The organism is Saccharothrix sp. NRRL B-16348, from assembly GCF_001280085.1.
Classification (GTDB): Bacteria; Actinomycetota; Actinomycetes; order Mycobacteriales; family Pseudonocardiaceae; genus Actinosynnema.
In genome coordinates this window covers 56,312-72,201 of the sequence record NZ_LGED01000147.1, presented here as the reverse complement: position 1 = coordinate 72,201, position 15,890 = coordinate 56,312, and the positions used below count along the sequence as shown (strand labels likewise).

18 protein-coding genes are annotated in these 15,890 nt (G+C 72.1%); 6 read left to right on the top strand and 12 right to left on the bottom strand.

Annotated features, from left to right (window positions below; all coding sequences use genetic code 11):
- The first annotated feature begins 34 nt into the window (after positions 1-34).
- A complete protein-coding gene (locus ADK67_RS15310) occupies positions 35-718 on the top strand; it encodes a polysaccharide deacetylase family protein (RefSeq protein WP_053717150.1) in 684 nt (227 codons plus the stop codon).
- On the top strand, positions 715-2,043 hold the full coding sequence (locus ADK67_RS15305) for an extracellular catalytic domain type 1 short-chain-length polyhydroxyalkanoate depolymerase (RefSeq protein WP_231648195.1): 1,329 nt from the start codon (positions 715-717) through the stop codon (positions 2,041-2,043). The genes ADK67_RS15310 and ADK67_RS15305 overlap by 4 nt, the downstream gene beginning before the upstream one ends.
- 54 nt (positions 2,044-2,097) lie before the next feature.
- Here ADK67_RS15305 and ADK67_RS15300 read toward each other — a convergent pair whose 3' ends face one another.
- The 7 genes from ADK67_RS15300 to clpS all read right to left on the bottom strand — a co-directional run bounded on the left by ADK67_RS15300 (position 2,098) and on the right by clpS (position 6,039).
- Positions 2,098-3,048 carry a PLP-dependent cysteine synthase family protein gene (locus ADK67_RS15300; RefSeq protein ID WP_053717103.1) on the bottom strand — a complete coding sequence of 317 codons (951 nt, stop codon included), beginning with the start codon at positions 3,046-3,048 and terminating at the stop codon, positions 2,098-2,100.
- Between the two features lie 35 nt (positions 3,049-3,083).
- Positions 3,084-3,356 (bottom strand): MoaD/ThiS family protein, encoded by a 273-nt coding sequence (locus ADK67_RS15295; RefSeq protein WP_053717102.1) that lies wholly within the window; start codon positions 3,354-3,356, stop codon positions 3,084-3,086.
- Positions 3,357-3,429: 73 nt separating this feature from the next.
- Positions 3,430-3,885, bottom strand: a complete 456-nt coding sequence (locus tag ADK67_RS15290) for a Mov34/MPN/PAD-1 family protein (RefSeq protein WP_053717148.1) — start codon at positions 3,883-3,885, stop codon at positions 3,430-3,432.
- Positions 3,886-3,937: 52 nt separating this feature from the next.
- A complete protein-coding gene (locus ADK67_RS15285; protein ID WP_157620413.1) occupies positions 3,938-4,462 on the bottom strand; it encodes a DUF2231 domain-containing protein in 525 nt (174 codons plus the stop codon).
- A 133-nt stretch (positions 4,463-4,595) separates the two neighbouring features.
- Positions 4,596-5,186 carry a P1 family peptidase gene (locus tag ADK67_RS15280; protein WP_053717100.1) on the bottom strand — a complete coding sequence of 197 codons (591 nt, stop codon included), beginning with the start codon at positions 5,184-5,186 and terminating at the stop codon, positions 4,596-4,598.
- Entirely contained in the window at positions 5,186-5,743 is a 558-nt protein-coding gene (locus ADK67_RS15275; RefSeq protein ID WP_053717099.1) for a DUF2017 domain-containing protein, read from the bottom strand. Before ADK67_RS15275 ends, ADK67_RS15280 begins: the two co-directional genes overlap by 1 nt.
- Positions 5,740-6,039, bottom strand: a complete 300-nt coding sequence (clpS, locus tag ADK67_RS15270; RefSeq protein ID WP_053717098.1) for an ATP-dependent Clp protease adapter ClpS — start codon at positions 6,037-6,039, stop codon at positions 5,740-5,742. Before clpS ends, ADK67_RS15275 begins: the two co-directional genes overlap by 4 nt.
- A 76-nt stretch (positions 6,040-6,115) precedes the next feature.
- On the opposite strand from clpS, the gene ADK67_RS15265 reads away from it, so the two are divergent.
- Together ADK67_RS15265 and ADK67_RS15260 are read left to right on the top strand one after the other, a co-directional pair.
- Positions 6,116-7,390 (top strand): nicotinate phosphoribosyltransferase, encoded by a 1,275-nt coding sequence (locus tag ADK67_RS15265; RefSeq protein ID WP_053717097.1) that lies wholly within the window; start codon positions 6,116-6,118, stop codon positions 7,388-7,390.
- Between the two features lie 10 nt (positions 7,391-7,400).
- Entirely contained in the window at positions 7,401-7,970 is a 570-nt protein-coding gene (locus tag ADK67_RS15260) for an isochorismatase family protein (RefSeq protein WP_053717096.1), read from the top strand.
- A 218-nt stretch (positions 7,971-8,188) separates the two neighbouring features.
- Here ADK67_RS15260 and ADK67_RS15255 read toward each other — a convergent pair whose 3' ends face one another.
- From ADK67_RS15255 to ADK67_RS15240, 4 genes are all read right to left on the bottom strand, one after another.
- Entirely contained in the window at positions 8,189-8,851 is a 663-nt protein-coding gene (locus tag ADK67_RS15255; RefSeq protein WP_053717095.1) for a hypothetical protein, read from the bottom strand.
- Between the two features lie 134 nt (positions 8,852-8,985).
- Entirely contained in the window at positions 8,986-10,149 is a 1,164-nt protein-coding gene (gene wecB / locus ADK67_RS15250) for a non-hydrolyzing UDP-N-acetylglucosamine 2-epimerase (protein WP_053717094.1), read from the bottom strand.
- A 207-nt stretch (positions 10,150-10,356) separates the two neighbouring features.
- Complete coding sequence (locus ADK67_RS15245) at positions 10,357-10,524, bottom strand: hypothetical protein (protein WP_053717093.1); 168 nt, start codon at positions 10,522-10,524, stop codon at positions 10,357-10,359.
- A gap of 3 nt (positions 10,525-10,527) precedes the next feature.
- Positions 10,528-11,292: a choice-of-anchor P family protein gene (locus ADK67_RS15240; protein WP_053717092.1), complete on the bottom strand. Its 765-nt coding sequence runs from the start codon at positions 11,290-11,292 to the stop codon at positions 10,528-10,530.
- A 373-nt stretch (positions 11,293-11,665) separates the two neighbouring features.
- Between ADK67_RS15240 and ADK67_RS15235 the strand changes: the two genes are divergently transcribed.
- Together ADK67_RS15235 and ADK67_RS15230 are read left to right on the top strand one after the other, a co-directional pair.
- Entirely contained in the window at positions 11,666-12,241 is a 576-nt protein-coding gene (locus ADK67_RS15235) for a biotin transporter BioY (RefSeq protein ID WP_053717091.1), read from the top strand.
- 52 nt (positions 12,242-12,293) lie between these two features.
- Positions 12,294-14,321 carry an ATP-dependent DNA helicase gene (locus ADK67_RS15230; protein ID WP_053717090.1) on the top strand — a complete coding sequence of 676 codons (2,028 nt, stop codon included), beginning with the start codon at positions 12,294-12,296 and terminating at the stop codon, positions 14,319-14,321.
- Between the two features lie 136 nt (positions 14,322-14,457).
- Here the strand turns inward: ADK67_RS15230 and ADK67_RS15225 are convergent, their stop codons facing one another.
- Positions 14,458-15,867 carry a phospholipase D-like domain-containing protein gene (locus tag ADK67_RS15225; RefSeq protein WP_082403499.1) on the bottom strand — a complete coding sequence of 470 codons (1,410 nt, stop codon included), beginning with the start codon at positions 15,865-15,867 and terminating at the stop codon, positions 14,458-14,460.
- Between the last annotated feature and the right edge of the window lie 23 nt (positions 15,868-15,890).

Here is a 15,890-nt window from a genome sequence, read left to right as displayed (position 1 = left end):
GGCAACTCACGCCGTGATCCTCAAGGAGGAGGGAATGGTCTTGAGAACCCTTCTGGCCGTGGTGCTGCTGTTGGTCGCGCCACTGCTGTCCGCGAACGCCGCGGGCGCCGCTCCCGCGCCGAAAGCCGGCCCGGTCGCGCTCGCCTGCAACGGGTACGTCGCGCTGACCTACGACGACGGCCCGAACGCGCAGTTCACCCGTCCGCTGCTGAGCGCGTTGCGCTCGGCGGGCGCGCGGGCCACGTTCTTCGACCTCGGCTCACGCGTGCAGCAGCAGCCGCAGCTGACCCGTGAGGCCGCGCAGGCGGGCATGTGGATCGGCAACCACTCGTGGTCGCACCCGTACCTGACGAACCTGGGCGCCGCCGCCGTGGCCAAGGAGCTCGGCGACACCCAGAACGCGATCCGCAACGCCACCGGCCAGACGCCGACGCTGTTCCGCCCGCCCTACGGCGCGACGAACGGCACCGTGCAGACCGAGGCGCGCAAGCTCGGCCTGACCCAGGTCATCTGGTCGGTCGACACGCAGGACTGGAACGGCGCGTCGACCGACGCCATCGTGCGCTCGGCGACCAGCGCGAACGCCGGGGGCATCGTGCTCATGCACGCGAGCTACCAGAACACGGTCAACGCCGTGTCGCGCATCGTCCAAGGCCTGGCGGCCAAGAACCTCTGCCCCGGCCGCATCGACAACACCGGACGGGTGGTGGCTCCGTGAAGGTCCTCGGCGCGATCCTGACCTCCCTGGTCGCCGCGGCGGCCTTCGTGCTGGCCTTCGTCGCCGCACCGCAGGCGTCGGCCGCCACGCTGACCGAGGTCACCGGCTTCGGCACCAACCCCAGCAACCTGCGCATGCACCTGTACGTGCCGGACCGCGTCCAGGCCAGGCCCGGCGTGCTGCTGGCCGTGCACTACTGCACGGGCACCGGCCCGGCGTTCCACTCGGGCACGGACTTCGCCCGGCTGGCCGACCAGTACGGCTTCATCGTGATCTACCCGTCGGCGACCCGCAGCGGCCAGTGCTTCGACGTGTCGAGCCAGCAGGCGCTGCGCCGTGACGGCGGCAGCGACCCGGTCGGGCTGATGTCGATGGTCCGGTACGTGCTCCAGCGCTACAACGGCGACACGGGCCGCGTGTTCGTCACCGGCGTCTCGTCCGGTGCGATGACCACGAACGTCATGCTGGCCAACTACCCGGACGTGTTCGCCGCGGGCGCCGCGTTCGCCGGCGTGCCCGCGAGCTGCTTCGCCACCACGGACGGCTCGGGCTGGAACAGCGCGTGCGCCAACGGCCAGGTGCTCCGGACGCCGCAGGAGTGGGGCAACCTCGCCCGCGGCATGTACCCCGGCTACAGCGGCACGCGGCCGCGCGTGCAGATCTGGCACGGCACCGCGGACGACACGCTGCGGTACCCGAACTTCGGCGAGACGATCGACCAGTGGACCAACGTGCACGGCCTGTCCACCACGCCGACGTCCAGCGACAGCCCGCAGTCCGGGTGGACGCGCACCCGTTACGGCGACAAGGTCGAGGCCATCTCCATGCAGGGCACCGGCCACAACCTGATGGGCGCGGGGATGGCGTTGCGCGCCATCCAGTTCTTCGGCTTGGACCGGCCCGTGGACACCACCACGACCACCACTACGGGCACGACGACGACCACCACGACCACCACGACGACGACCGGGACGTCCACGACCAGCAGCATCACCACGTCACCGGTGCCGAACTGCCGCGTGACCTACGCCGTCAACGCCTGGAACACCGGCCTGACCGCGAGCATCACGGTCGTCAACACCGGCACGACGGCCGTGAGCGGGTGGACCTTCGCGTTCACCCTGCCCAACGGGCAGACCATCACCAACGGCTGGAGCGCGACCTACTCGCCGACCAGCGGCATGGTCAACGCGACCAACGTCAACTACAACGGCACGATCAGCCCGTCCGCGTCGGTCGGCTTCGGCTTCCAGGCCACGCACGGCGGCAACACCGAGAAGCCCACCTCGTTCCGGCTCAACGGAGTGCCCTGCACCATCGCCTGACATGAGAGAAGGGCCCCGCGTGATCACGCGGGGCCCTCCTCCGGCTCTCTGGCCTCAGGCCCAGAGGTGACCGTCCAGCCGTTCCGCGGCCTCGTCCAACGTGCCCGCGTACGCGCCGGTGGACAGATACTTCCACCCCGCGTCCGCGACCACGAACGCCACGTCCGCAGACTCGCCGCGCGCCGCCGACTTCTCCGCCGCGGCCAGCGCCGCGTGCAGGATCGCGCCGGTGGAGATGCCCGCGAAGATGCCCTCCACCTCCAGCAGCTGCCGGGTGCGCCGCAGCGCGTCGTAGGAGCCGACCGAGTAGCGACCGGTGAGCACCTCGGCGTCGTACAGCTCGGGCACGAAGCCCTCGTCCAGGTTGCGCAGGCCGTACACCAGCTCGCCGTACCGCGGCTCGGCCGCGATGATCTGCACGTCCGGCTTCTGCTCGCGCAGGTACCGGCCGACGCCGACCAGCGTGCCGGTGGTGCCCAGGCCCGCGACGAAGTGCGTGATCGTCGGCAGGTCCTTGAGGATCTCCGGCCCGGTGCCGTGGTAGTGCGCGCCGGCGTTCGCCGGGTTGCCGTACTGGTAGAGCATCACCCACTCGGGGTTCTGCGCGGAGAGCTCCTTCGCCAGCGCCACGGCCTGGTTCGAGCCGCCCGCCGCCGGCGAGAACACGATCCGCGCGCCGTAGGCCTGGAGCAGCTGCCTGCGTTCGGTGGACGTGTTCTCCGGCATCACGCACACCAGGCCGTAGCCCTTGAGCTTGGCGGCCATGGCGAGGGCGATGCCCGTGTTGCCCGACGTCGGCTCGAGGATCGTGCAGCCCGGCGTGAGCACCCCGGACCGCTCGGCCTCCTCGATCATCATCAGGACCGGGCGGTCCTTGATCGAGCCGGTCGGGTTGCGGTCCTCCAGCTTCGCCCACAGCCGCACGTCCTTCGACGGCGACAGCCGGGGCAGCCCCACGAGGGGCGTGCCGCCGACCGCGTCGAGCAGTGACTCGTACCGGGCCACGATGAATCCTCCGGGGTGGATCCTTCTGGAGTGGGTCAGCCGCCCGCGACGGCCGGGAGGATCGTCACGGTGTCGCCGTCCTTGACGGCCGCGCCGAGGCCGCCCGCGAACCGCACGTCCTCGTCGTTGACGTAGACGTTGACGAACCGGTGGAGCGCGCCTTCCTTGACCAGGCGCTGCTTCAGGCCACCGTGGTTGGTCTCCAGGTCGTCGATGACCTCCGCGAGCGTCGCGCCCGCGGCCTCGACGGACTTCTGCCCACCGGTGTGGGTGCGCAGGATCGTGGGGATGGAGACGATGACGGCCATGCTGGTACCTCCGAGGAGCCGGGTTTGGTGAAGGTGGTGCCACGAGCGGGTGCGCGGGCGCACCTGGAGGGGCTCAGGGACAGTCGGGCGTGTCGTCGGCGCCGGTGTGGGCGAACATGTACGACTCCACGACCTCGACCGGCTCTTCGGTCACCACGCCGTCCACGATCCGGTAGGAGCGCAGCTCGTGCTGCTCCGGGTCACGGGTGGAGATGAGCACGTAGTGCGCCTGCGGCTCGCTCGCGTACGAGACGTCCGTGCGGGAGGGGTACGCCTCCGTCGCCGTGTGCGAGTGGTAGACGACGATCGTTTCCTCGTCGTTCGCGGTCATCTCGCGGTGGACGCGCAGCTGCTCCATCGAGTCGAAGCGGTAGAACGTCGGCGAGCGCTCGGCGTTGTCCATGGCGATGAACCGCTCCGGGCGGTCGGACCCCTCCGGGCCCGCGATGACGCCGCACGCCTCGTCCGGGTGGTCGCGACGGGCATGCTCCACCATCGCGTCCACGAGGTCACGGCGAATCACCAGCACGCCCACCATCCTACGTGGTGGGGGAAGGTGTCCCGCCGTGTGAGAACTCGCACTACACCGGTTCGCGGACGTCCCCCGGGGCTTCGGGATCGGCCGTGCGGACGCCGAGCAGACCGCCCGCGCCGAGCGCCGCGAGCCCCAGTGCCGAGACGACCCTGGCCACCACGCCGAAGCCGTGGCCGCGGAGCCGGAAGGACGTGAGGTAGCACACGGTCGCGGCCGCGTTGGCCGTCAGCTGCACGAACGCCGTGCGCCGCTGCTTCTCGTCCAACGTGCCGTACTCGGCCAGTTCGGTCGCCAGCGCGGCGGGCGCGACCGCCAGCCCGGCGCCGATCATCGTGCGCGCCGCCTTGCCGCTGCCCGGCATGAGGTCCAGCGCCGCCGACGCCGCGTACAGCCCGATGGGCAGCGCCACGACCGCCGGGTGCACGGGCCGGCCGAGCGCCCGTGCCCGCAGCAGGCCGGTCACCTCACGCCTGCGCAGCGCCGCCGGCACCGCCTCGGCCAACGCACCGGCCGCCTTGTCCACCGCAGGACTGGTCCGCACCCACCTGAACGCCCTCTGCACACCCGCCATGTCCCTCGGGTACCCGATCCTGAGCGTTGAACTCGGGTGTTCTGAACGTAGGACACGGTCGTTCCGAACGTAGGACTCGCGCGGCGTGAACGTAGGACTCTCGCGCGTGTCCTACGTTCGGAACGCGCGTGTCCTACGTTCGGGACGGGTGAGTTGAACGTTCGGAACGGGTGGTGGCCTGTTCCAGGGCGGTGGTGGCGGTGGTGCAGAGGTCGTTCAGCGGGGTGTCGGTCGGGGTGCCGGTGGCCACCGCGAAGACGGTCGCGGGCACGGTCACGCCGGCGCGGGCGAAGGCGTCGTGGGCGGACATCGCGACCCGTCGGCATTCCGCCGGGTCCAGGTCGGCGTCCACCACGACCAAGCCCACCGCGGTCTCGCCGACGAGAGCGAAAGCAGAGGTGTCGAGCGGGACGGCGGACGTGCACGCGGCGTAGCCATCGGCTGAAGGCAGGCCCAGAGGTGCGGCGGCGGGCACGATGGGGACCACTTCGTGCGGCTGAGGGCCGACGGGGAAGCCGTGGCCGCGTTCGGCCAGCCAGCGCACGACGCCGTCCACCGTGGCAGGGCCGCCCAGCACCACGGCGTGCACCCGCCGCACCAACGTCGACGGGTCGAGCAGGTCCAGCTCGCGCGTGCCGACCGGCGCGCCCCGCACGTCCACCCCGGCCACCGCGCCGGCGGGCGCCAGCAGCACCGCCACCCCCGCCGCACGCCCGACCAGCATCAGCTCATGACCGCTTCGACCAGCGTCTCCTGCACCCACGTCAACCAGTGGTACACACCGAGGTGCGGCGACCGCGGGTCGTCCGGCGGCAGCTCGTCCGGCATGTCCTCCTGCACGTCCAGCGCCGTCCCCAGCGCCAGCCGCACGTCGTTCAACGCCGACAGCCACGCCTCGGCCTGGTCCAGCGCCAGCCGCACCTCACCGCCGTCGGGCGGGCACGTGTCCAGCACCACCGCCGCGACCCCGGTCTTCAGGTCCAGCAGCTCCGGCTCGTGCAGCGACCGCAGCGCGTTGGCCGAGTCGACCTCGGCCGGGTCGGGCGCGTCGGGGTCGAGCCGGTGGAAGTCGGGCAGCAGCCGACCCAGGATCGGGTCGTCCGGCGGCGTGGACGGGCCGGTGCGGATGCCGGTCAGCTCCGCCAGCTCGTCCTGCGGCGCCTCCTCGGCGCGTGCCAGCAGCATGTCCTGGATCTGGCTCACCAGGCCGCGCACCACGGCTGCTTCCTGCCGGTCGAACCGGCCGAGCACCTGGTCGCCGGTGCGTGTCCACTTCTTCACGACGAACGCTGCATGGTCGCCCAGAGCCCGGCCGCGTGCAGCTTGGCCACGTCGGCCTCCACCTTGTCCTTGGTCCCCGACGACACGATCGCCCTGCCCTTGTGGTGCACGTCCAGCATCAACTTCGTCGCGTGGTCGCGGCTGTAGCCGAACAGCTTCTGGAACACGTACGTCACGTAGGACATCAGGTTCACCGGGTCGTTCCAGACCAAGGTCTGCCACGGGCGGTCCTCCGTGCGGACCTCCTCGCCGGCCGGGTCAACCTGCGTCCGCTCATGCTCGACGGGCGTGGTCATACCGCCAATGGTGTCATGTTCCCGTCCGCGGTGGAGCCCGCAGGGGCACCCTGGCCGACCGCTTAGGCTTCCCCGCATGTCGACGTCGCTGTTCACCGACCACTACGAGTTGACGATGCTCGCCGCGGCGCTGCGCGACGGCACCGCCGATCGGCCGTGCGTCTTCGAGGTCTTCGCCCGGCGGTTGCCGGAGGGCAGGCGGTACGGGGTGGTCGCGGGCACCGGGAGGCTGCTGGACGCGATCACCGACTTCACGTTCACCGAGGGTGACCTTGAGCTGCTGGAACGCACGAACGTGGTCGACCAGGCCACGCTCTCGTGGCTGGCGGACTACCGCTTCACCGGTGACGCGGACGGCTACCCGGAGGGCGAGCTGTACTTCCCGGGCTCGCCGATCCTGTCCGTGCGGGCACCGTTCGGCGTGGGCGTGGTGCTGGAGACGCTGGCCCTGTCGATCCTCAACCACGACAGCGCCATCGCCTCGGCCGCGGCCCGGATGGTGGGCGCGGCCAACGGTCGGCGGATGATCGAGATGGGGTCGCGCCGCACGCACGAGGACGCGGCGGTGGCGGCGGCCCGGGCCGCGTACCTGGCCGGGTTCACCGCGACGTCGAACCTGGAGGCGGCACGGCGGCACGGCATCCCGACCGCCGGCACGTGCGCGCACGCGTTCACCCTGCTGCACGACAGCGAGGAGTCGGCGTTCCGGTCCCAGATCGAGGCGTTGGGCGTGGACACGACGCTCCTGGTGGACACCTACGACATCACCAACGGCATCAAGACCGCCGTGGAGGTCGCGGGGCCCGAGTTGGGCGCGGTGCGGATCGACTCCGGTGACCTGGGCGTGCTGGCGCGGCAGGCGCGGGACCAGCTCGACTCGTTGGGCGCGCGGAACACCCGGATCGTGGTATCGGGCGACCTGGACGAGTACTCGATCGCGATGCTGCGCGCCGAGCCGGTGGACGCGTACGGCGTGGGCACGTCCCTGGTCACGGGGTCCGGCGCGCCGACCGCGGGCATGGTCTACAAGCTCGTCGAGGTGGACGGGCGGCCGGTGGCCAAGCGCAGCTCGCACAAGGAGTCGCGCGGTGGGCGCAAGAGCGCGCTGCGGCGGCACAAGGAGACGGGAACGGCGTTGGAGGAGGTCGTGTTCCCGCACGACGCCGAGCCGCCGATGGGCGCGCACGACCGGCTGCTCGCCGTGCCGCTGATCCGCGCCGGCCGACGGGTGGACGGCCTGGACACGCTGGCGGAGAGCCGGGAACGGCTGCGTGCTGCCCTCGTGACCGTGCCGTGGGAAGGTCTGAAGCTGTCCCGCGGCGAGCCCGCGATCCCGACGACGTTCCTGTAGGGGGCGCAAGATGAGCAAGGCGCTGATCGTGGTGGACGTGCAGGTCGACTTCTGCGAGGGCGGTTCCCTGGCGGTGGCCGGTGGGGCGGCCGTGGCGGCGGCGGTGTCCGCGCACGTCGCTTCGTCGTCGTACGACCACGTGGTGGCGACGCGTGACTACCACATCGATCCCGGGGCGCACTTCAGCGAGACGCCGGACTTCGTCGACTCGTGGCCGGTGCACTGCGTGGCGGGGACGGCCGGTGCGGCGTTCCACCCGGAGTTGGACGTGACGGCGGTGGAGGAGGTGTTCTCGAAGGGCGCGTACGCGGCGGCGTACTCGGGCTTCGAGGGCTCGTCCCGGGCCGGTGAGCAGCTGGTGGACTGGCTGCGGGCGCGTGGCGTCGAGCAGGTGGACGTGGTGGGGATCGCGACCGACCACTGCGTGCGTGCGACGGCGGTGGACGCGGCGAACGCCGGGTTCACGACCGCCGTGCTGCTGGACCTGACGGCGGGCGTGTCGCAGGCGACGGTGGACAGCGCGTTGACCCGGCTCGGCGACGCGGGCGTGACGCTGTCCGGCACCGCTCGCGTCGCCTGACCCCCCGCGTGTCGAACCCTCAAGCAGGGCGTGTCGAACCCTCAGGTAGGGCGTGTCGAACCCTCAGGTAGGGCGTGTCGAACGCTCAAGGCGCGCGTGTCGAACGTTCGGGTCGGGCGAGTTCTGCGTTCGCGTCCGCCGGTCGCGGTCCTGAGCGTTGAACTCGGGGGTCCTGAGCGTTCGACACGCGGGGCCTGAGCGTTCGACACGCGCGAGGGTCAGGGGGTTGGGGAGCAGGCGGTCGCGCCGAGGACGACATCGCCGGTCAGGGTGGACGCCTCGGTGAAGCGCAGGTGCAGCATGGTCATCGCGATGCTGCCGTCGTTCGGGTTCGGGACGGTCGTCTCGCCGAACGTCGCGGTCGCCAGCACGGTGCCGTCGCTCGCCTTCACCTCGTGCACGTAGTTCGTCGGGATCTGCGCGGGCAGGCCCGTGAAGCCCTGGAGGCCGTCCGCCGCCCAGCCCGCGTTGGTGCCGGACACGGTGCCCGCGCAGGTGACCTTCCACCTCGCCACCCGCAGCCGCGGCCCGCCCGCCGACATCAGCGCCGACAGCTCGAACTCCGTGCCGACCGCCTCGGACGTGGACGTGGTCGTGCCGTTGTCCGGGTCCACCACCGCGGTGGTGCACGACGACGTGCCCGCGCCGAACCGGACGCCCGTGCGGCTCACCGCCTCGGACGAGTTCGACGTCGTGCCGTCCACCGCGCACGGCGCCAGCGGCGCGACGGTGACCCGCGTGCCCGCCTTGGTGAACTCGGCGGAGCCGACGGACGCCACCCCCGCCGGGTTGGCCGCCGAGGCCGGTGGCGCGGCGGTGACCAGGCCGAGTACGAGCGCCGCGGTCACGGCGCCGACCCGGCGCGCTCCGATCTGCTTCATCGTGTCGCCCTTCTGCTGTTCACGGACGAGAGGACTATCGAACTCCGGCGGACGCGACCCGACGATCTCGCGCGCACATCACCCGCAAGAGGAAAAATCCGTACCTGGTCGAGTGATGAAAACCGGGGGTTTCGTCAGCACGGGATGCGCACCGGCAGCGGCGCGCTGGAGAAATCACTCGGCAGACCGACGAGTCGCTCCAACGCGGCACGCACCCGGGCCGCCGCACGGCCGTCGCCGAACGGGTTGCGCCCCAGCGGCAGCCGCAGCCGCGCGCCGAGCACCCAGCCCGCCTCGGCGACGATCCGGATCGGGTCGGTGCCGACCAGCCACGCGCCACCCGCCTCCACCGCCGACACCCGCTCGGTCGTGTCGCGCAGCACCAGCACGGGCACGCCGAACGTGGGCGCCTCCTCCTGGATGCCGCCGGAGTCGGTGAGCACCAGCGCGGACCGGCGCAGCGCGCGCACGAGGTCGGAGTAGTCCAACGGCTCCGTCACCACGATCCGCTCGTGCCCGCCGAGCAGCGCACGTGCCGCCGCGCGCACCCGCGGGTTCGGGTGCACGGGCAGCAGCACGCGCACGTCGGCGTGCCGGTCGGCGATGGTCCGCACGGCGTGCAGCACGCGTGCCAGCGGTCTGCCCCACGACTCGCGCCGGTGCACGGTGACCAGCACCAGTCGTTGTGAGCGCTCGTCGAGCACGCGTTCCAGCAGCGCGAGGTCGGGGTCGCGCGCGGGCAGGTCGGCGGCGGCGACGCGCTGCACGGCGTCGACCACGGTGTTGCCGGTGACCACGATCCGGCGGTCGGCCATGCCCTCACGGACGAGCGCGGCGGCGTCGTCGTCGGTCGGCGCGAGGTGCAGGGTGGCGATCCGGGCGATCATCTGCCGAGTGCCCGCCTGGGGGAACGGCCCGGCGAGGTCGCCGGTGCGCAGGCCGGCTTCGAGGTGCGCCACCGGGATGCCGCGCCAGAACGCGGCGAGCGCGCCGGCCAGCGCGGTGGTCGTGTCGCCCTGCACGAGGACGACGGCCGGGTCACGCCGGCGCAGCAGCCGGTCGAACTCCGCGACCAGGCGGGCCGGCAGCTCGGCCTGGTCGCCGATGGCCCGCGGCACGTCCAGCTCGACGTCCACGCGCAGGCCGAACGCGCTCAACGCCTGCTCGACCATGCCGTTGCGCTGTCCACTGTGGACGATCACGGGCCGGAGCACCGGGTGGTCGCCGAGCGCCAGCGCCACCGGCGCGATCTTCACCGCTTCGGGTCTGGTGCCCGCGAGCAGCACGACTTCCTTCACCTTGCGCCCTTCACTGCGATGTCGGTCGGAGGTCCTGGGTTCGGGGTTCGGGGATCGGGGTCCTGGGTTCGGGTCCCGGGTTCGGCCGGGGTCCGAAGGTTCGGCTGGGGGTCCGAGAGTTGGGCTGGGGTCGGTGCGAGGCTCCGCGTGGGTGCGGCGCCCCGGCCGCGCGACTGGGGGTGAGCGCGTGGCCGGGGCGCACGCGCGCTACTCGTCGGCCGCCGCTCGTCGCCTGCGAGCCGCGCGGGTCAGGGCGAGGCCGGCCACCAGGGGCACCGCACCGGCCACCACCCACCACGCGGCTCCGGCGCCGGTCGCCGCCGACGAGCCGAGTCCCGTGCCGACCGCGTCACCGCTGCCGGGAACGTCGTGCACGGCTCAGACCGCCGCGAGTTCGTGCCGGCGGCGCAGCGCCGAGGCGCCGACGGGCACGCCGAACAGGGTGAGCAGGCCGAGCCCGATCCACAGCCCCTCGCCGGACGCCGTCGGGATGGGCAGCCCGGCCGGACCGCAGGTGGCGGACGACAGCACCAGGTCACCGGCGCCGGCCGAGCCGCCGATCAGGGTCACGTGGACGGCGTTCACGGTGAGGCTGCCGTCGGCGTTGCGGAGCTGCTCGTTGAACACGACCTCCGCGATGTCCACGCCGAGGCGGTCGACCTCGATCGTGGTGTTGGGCGCGGGTTCGGCACCGAGGTCGCCGAGCCTGCCGAGGTCCAGCCCGACGAGCTCGGCCTTGCCCGTCACGCCTTTCTGCGTGGCGGCGCACCGGGCTTCGACCAGGTCCGCGGACACGCCGCCGGTCACCGTCGAGAGCAGGTCGAGCCGGACGTCGGCGGTGCTCGCCCGGGAGCCGACGCCGCCGGTCTTGTCGTCGCGCGACGCGGACGCGTCGAGCACGCCGGTCCGCAGCACGTCCGGCACGTCCACGCCCGCGAACGTGGCGGCCGTGACGCCGTTCGCGTCGGCGGCGGCGAACGGGCCGGCCGACACCGCGGCACGGCCCGGCAGCGACAGGTCGAGCCGTGCGCCGTCGGCCGAGGCGTCGCCCGGCGCCGCCGAGGCCGGTGCGGCACCGACGACCAGCGCCGCGACGGCGACCAGTGCGGCCACCGCGGCGCGGCGCGTCATTCGCACACGCATGAAGCTCCTTTCTCTCGAAACGTCCGGTCGATTGCCCCTATCGGCGTTCCCTCCGTGGGATTAAGGGTTACTGACCGTAAAGAGGGACGACGGCCACTCGAACCGCCCAATCACGCCCACTGACCGTGGGTCTACCGTCCGAATTCACGTCTCGTTGTCACTCGATCCGGGGATGTGGTTCGCGGTACGCCGATCCGATGTCCACCAAGCAGCCCTATCGGGCGATCCCCGATCGAGGAAGCGGCTCGTTCGGAGGTGTCGGACCGGTGACGCGTCGCGCGTGAGATGGCCAACTTTGTAGAGCTTCGACAAAGACCGAACGAGTGATCGCCGGTTAACCTCGCGGTGAAGTCGATCCTCTGGGAGGTCCCACGTGTCCGTCCTCGCCGTTCCCGGCCGTCGCGCGGTGCTCGCCGACCTGGTCCCGGGCGCTCTCGCGCGTGACATCGCCCTGGTCGTCGCGGGCGCCGGGCTGACCGGCCTGGCCGCCCAGGTCGCGTTGCCGGTGCCGGGCAGCCCCGTGCCGCTCACCGGCCAGACGTTCGCCGCCCTGCTGGTGGGCGCGGCCCTCGGGTGGCAGCGCGGTGGCGCGTCGATGGTGCTCTACCTGATCGCCGGCGTGGCCGGTGTGCCGTGGTTCCAGGGCGGCTCGTCGGGCACGCCCGCGTCGCTCGGCTACGTGGTCGGGTTCGTGTTCGCCGGCGCGCTGGTCGGCCACCTGGCCGCCCGGGGTGGTGACCGGACGCCGTTGCGGACCGTCGGCACGATGGCGGTCGGCAACCTGGCGATCTACGCGTGCGGCGTGCCGTGGCTGATGGCCGCGGCGGGGGTGGGGTTCGGCAAGGCGCTGCAGCTGGGCGTGACGCCGTTCCTGCTCGGTGACGCGCTGAAGATCGCCCTGGCCGCCGGTCTCCTGCCCGCGGCCTGGGCCCTGGTCGACCGCAAGTGACCGGAGAGAGTCCCGGCCCGCGTTGACGGGGTGGGCGGGTACGGTCTTCGCCGTGCCCGCCACCACCGCGATCCCCGACACCAGGACGTTGCTCGCCGTCGCCGTGGAAGCGGTGGGCGGAGCCGAACGCCAGGGCCAGGTCGACATGGCCGAGGCCGTCGAGCGGTCGATCCGGACCGGCGAGCACCTGGCCGTGCAGGCGGGCACCGGCACCGGCAAGTCCCTGGCCTACCTGGTGCCCGCGCTGCGGCACGCCGTGGCCGAGGAGACGACGGTCGTCATCTCCACCGCCACCATCGCGCTGCAGCGCCAGCTCGTCGACCGCGACCTGCCCCGGCTGGCCAAGGCGTTGCGCAAGGAGCTGGGGCGCGAGCCGCGGTTCGCGATCCTCAAGGGCCGGCGCAACTACCTGTGCATGCACCGGCTGCACACCGGTGCGCCGGACGAGCCGGAGGACGCGGGCCTGTTCGACCCGTTCGCGGTGTCCAAGATGGGTCGCGAGATCAAACGCCTGCACGAGTGGTCGTCCGACACCGAGACCGGTGACCGGGACGAGCTCGTGCCCGGCGTCACGGACCAGGCGTGGCGCCAGGTCTCCGTGACGGCGCGCGAGTGCCTCGGCGTGAACAAGTGCCCGATCGGCGTCGACTGCTTCGCCGAGAAGGCACGGGCCGAGGCGGGCAAGGCGGACGTCGTGGTGACCAACCACGCGATGCTCGCCGTGGACGCCCTGGAGGGCTACCAGGTCCTGCCGGACCACGACGTGGTGGTGATCGACGAGGCGCACGACCTGGTCGACCGCGTCACGTCGGTGGCGACGGAGGAGCTGAGCGCGTCCCTGGTCGCCACGGCCGCGCGGCGCTGCGGGCGGCTGATCGACCAGAACGTGGCCGACCGGATGGCCGAGGCGAGCGACGGGCTGGCGATGATCCTGGAGGAGCTGCCGGTCGGTCGGCTGGACAGCCTGCCGCAGGCGTTGGCCGGCGCGTTGCGGGCGACCAAGGACGCGGCGCACGCGTGCATCACGTCGTTGGGGCCCGAGCGCAAGGAGGACGTGGACGGCGCGACGTCCCGCAAGCTGGCGCTCTCGCTGCTGGACGACGTGCACGACTGCGCCACGCGGATCCTGGAGGCGTTCGACGAGGACCACGACGTGGTCTGGGTGTCCGGTGACTTCGCGGACCGCAACAAGGCGCCGTCGTTGCGGGTCGCGCCGTTGGGTGTCGGCGGGTTGCTGCGGGAGCGGCTGTTCGGGAAGCGGACCACGGTGCTGACGTCGGCGACGTTGACGTTGGGCGGCACGTTCGACACGTTGGCGCGGCAGTGGGGGCTGCCTGCGGCGTCCGGCGCGAAGAAGGCGGAGGGCACGGCGACGGACAAGGAGCCGCCGTCGGACACGAGCGGGCCGCGGTGGAGCGGGCTGGACGTCGGCTCGCCGTTCTCGCACGGCAGCGCCGGCATCCTGTACGTGGCGCGGCACCTGCCGCCGCCGGGACGCGACGGGCTGCCACCGTCCTATGTGGACGAGATCGAGAGCCTCGTGAACGCGGCGGGCGGGCGCACGTTGGGGCTGTTCTCGTCGATGCGCGCGGCGAAGGCGGCGGCGGAGGCGTTGCGGGGCAAGGTGGACTACCCCGTGCTGTGCCAGGGCGACGACGCCACGGGGCAGTTGGTGAAGCGGTTCGCCGAGGACGCGCAGACGTGCCTGTTCGGCACTTTGTCGTTGTGGCAGGGCGTGGACGTGCCGGGGCCGGCGCTGTCGCTGGTCGTGATGGACCGCATCCCGTTCCCGCGGCCGGACGACCCGTTGGCGTCGGCGCGGCAGAAGGCGGTGGAATCGCGTGGCGGCAACGGTTTCCTCACCGTGGCGGCGACGCACGCGGCGCTGTTGCTGGCGCAGGGTGCGGGGCGGCTGCTGCGTTCGATGAACGACAAGGGCGTGGTCGCCGTGCTCGACCCGCGGTTGGCGACGGCCCGTTACGGCGGGTTCCTTCGTGCCTCGCTGCCGCCGTTCTGGACGACGTACGACCCGGAGGTCGTGCGTGCGGCGCTCAAGCGCCTCGACGCGGCGAACAACTGACCGCGTTTCCGCACGTCGCGTGTTCTGAGTGTTGAATTCACACGTTCTGAACGTAGGACACGCGCGTTCTGAACGTAGGACACGCGTGACGTGAACGTAGGACACGCGCGGTCTGAAGGGACGACACGCGCGGGGGTCAGCCGTCGACGAGGAGGCCGCGGAGGGGGCCTTGGAGGCGGCCGGCGCGGCGGGAGACGCCCGGGAGGGCGGTGAGGCGGTGCTTGCCCGAGGCGGTCAGGGTGGGGCGCCAGAGGTGGTCCACGACGTCGTGGGCGGGAGCCGCGACGTCGGACAGCGGGCGTTGCAGGTGTTCCGACCAGAGGCGCAGGCGGGTGTCGCGGGCGACGGTCGGGTCGTCGGTGACGACGTTGACCTCGGTGTCGTTGAACAGCGAGTGCTCGTTCAGGTTGGCCGAGCCGATGCTCAGCCAGCGGTCGTCCACGATGGCCAGTTTGGCGTGCACGTAGACCGACGAGGACGTCACGCCGTCGTGCGAGGACAGCGTGGCGGCGACCAGTCGGTGGTGGCCGTCGTCGGCGTCCAGCAGGCGGCCCAGCTGGCCACGGGTGGTGTCCGCGCCGTTGCTCGGCTTGCGCGGCAGGACCAGGACCACGCGGAAGTCCGGATGAGGCGGGTTGCGCAGCTTCGAGAGCAGGACTTCGGTGATCTCCGGTGACCACAGGAACTGGTTCTCGAGGTAGATCAGGTTCTCCGCTGAGCGCAGCGCGCGGAGGTACGAGTCGAGCAGGCTGAACTCGCCGGTCCGCGCGAAGTCGTAGGTCCGCTCCGGGATCGTCCGCACGAGCTGCGCCGAGGACGAGCCGGCGGGAGGTGGCGGGGTGGCCGGGGGCAGCCGTTCGCCGGAGATCTCCTGCCAGCGCTGCCGGAAGTGGTCGGCCACGTCCGCGACGATCGGCCCGCGCAGGCGGGTCCCGATGTCGTGCCAGCCCAGCGGTTCACGAGGAGGGTGCTCGGCGGTGTCGTGGCGGTCGCCTTCGACCGCGGTCAGGTCCATGCCGCCGACGAACGCCACCTCGCCGTCCACCACGACGATCTTCTCGTGGTGGCAGTGCAGCGTCCGCTCCCGCGCGTCGATCTCGCACCGCACCGCGCTGTCGCGGGTGAACTCGCGCTGCGCCGCCAGCACGCGCTTGCGGGTCGGCTCGAACATCGGCACCGGCGGTCCCGCCCACAGCAGCACGCGCACCGGCACCCGGGACGCGGCCGACGCCAGCACCTCGCGCAACGTCGGCGAACCCGGTTCACGGGTCAGCCGGAACTCCGGGCTGGCACACCACCCGGCCACGTGGACGGACTCGCGCGCCGACGCGATCGCCGACGCGATGGCGGGCAGCACCTCGTGCCCGTCGACCAGCACCTCGACCAAGTTGCCGTCCCGCACCGGCCGCCGCGGCGTCCACCAGCCCGTCGCCGAACCGAAGGCCGAGCCCCACCCGAGTTTGCGCAACCGTCTGGAGTGGTGTGCGCACAGCAAGCTCTCCAGCCCGTCACCGAGCTTCGCATCGAGCACGTCCAACAGGCCCACGCCGGGGATGGTTACCGCAAAAC

Excerpts from the sequence above, each read along its gene's own strand:
- ADK67_RS15310 (WP_053717150.1), top strand. The coding sequence starts at position 35 with ATGGTCTTGAGAACCCTTCTGGCCGTGGTGCTGCTGTTGGTCGCGCCA.
- ADK67_RS15295 (WP_053717102.1), bottom strand. The coding sequence starts at position 3,356 with ATGGCCGTCATCGTCTCCATCCCCACGATCCTGCGCACCCACACCGGT.
- ADK67_RS15285 (WP_157620413.1), bottom strand. The coding sequence starts at position 4,462 with ATGGCGGGTGTGCAGAGGGCGTTCAGGTGGGTGCGGACCAGTCCTGCG.
- ADK67_RS15280 (WP_053717100.1), bottom strand. The coding sequence starts at position 5,186 with ATGCTGGTCGGGCGTGCGGCGGGGGTGGCGGTGCTGCTGGCGCCCGCC.
- clpS (WP_053717098.1), bottom strand. The coding sequence starts at position 6,039 with ATGACCACGCCCGTCGAGCATGAGCGGACGCAGGTTGACCCGGCCGGC.
- ADK67_RS15265 (WP_053717097.1), top strand. The coding sequence starts at position 6,116 with ATGTCGACGTCGCTGTTCACCGACCACTACGAGTTGACGATGCTCGCC.
- ADK67_RS15260 (WP_053717096.1), top strand. The coding sequence starts at position 7,401 with ATGAGCAAGGCGCTGATCGTGGTGGACGTGCAGGTCGACTTCTGCGAG.
- ADK67_RS15255 (WP_053717095.1), bottom strand. The coding sequence starts at position 8,851 with ATGAAGCAGATCGGAGCGCGCCGGGTCGGCGCCGTGACCGCGGCGCTC.
- ADK67_RS15240 (WP_053717092.1), bottom strand. The coding sequence starts at position 11,292 with ATGCGTGTGCGAATGACGCGCCGCGCCGCGGTGGCCGCACTGGTCGCC.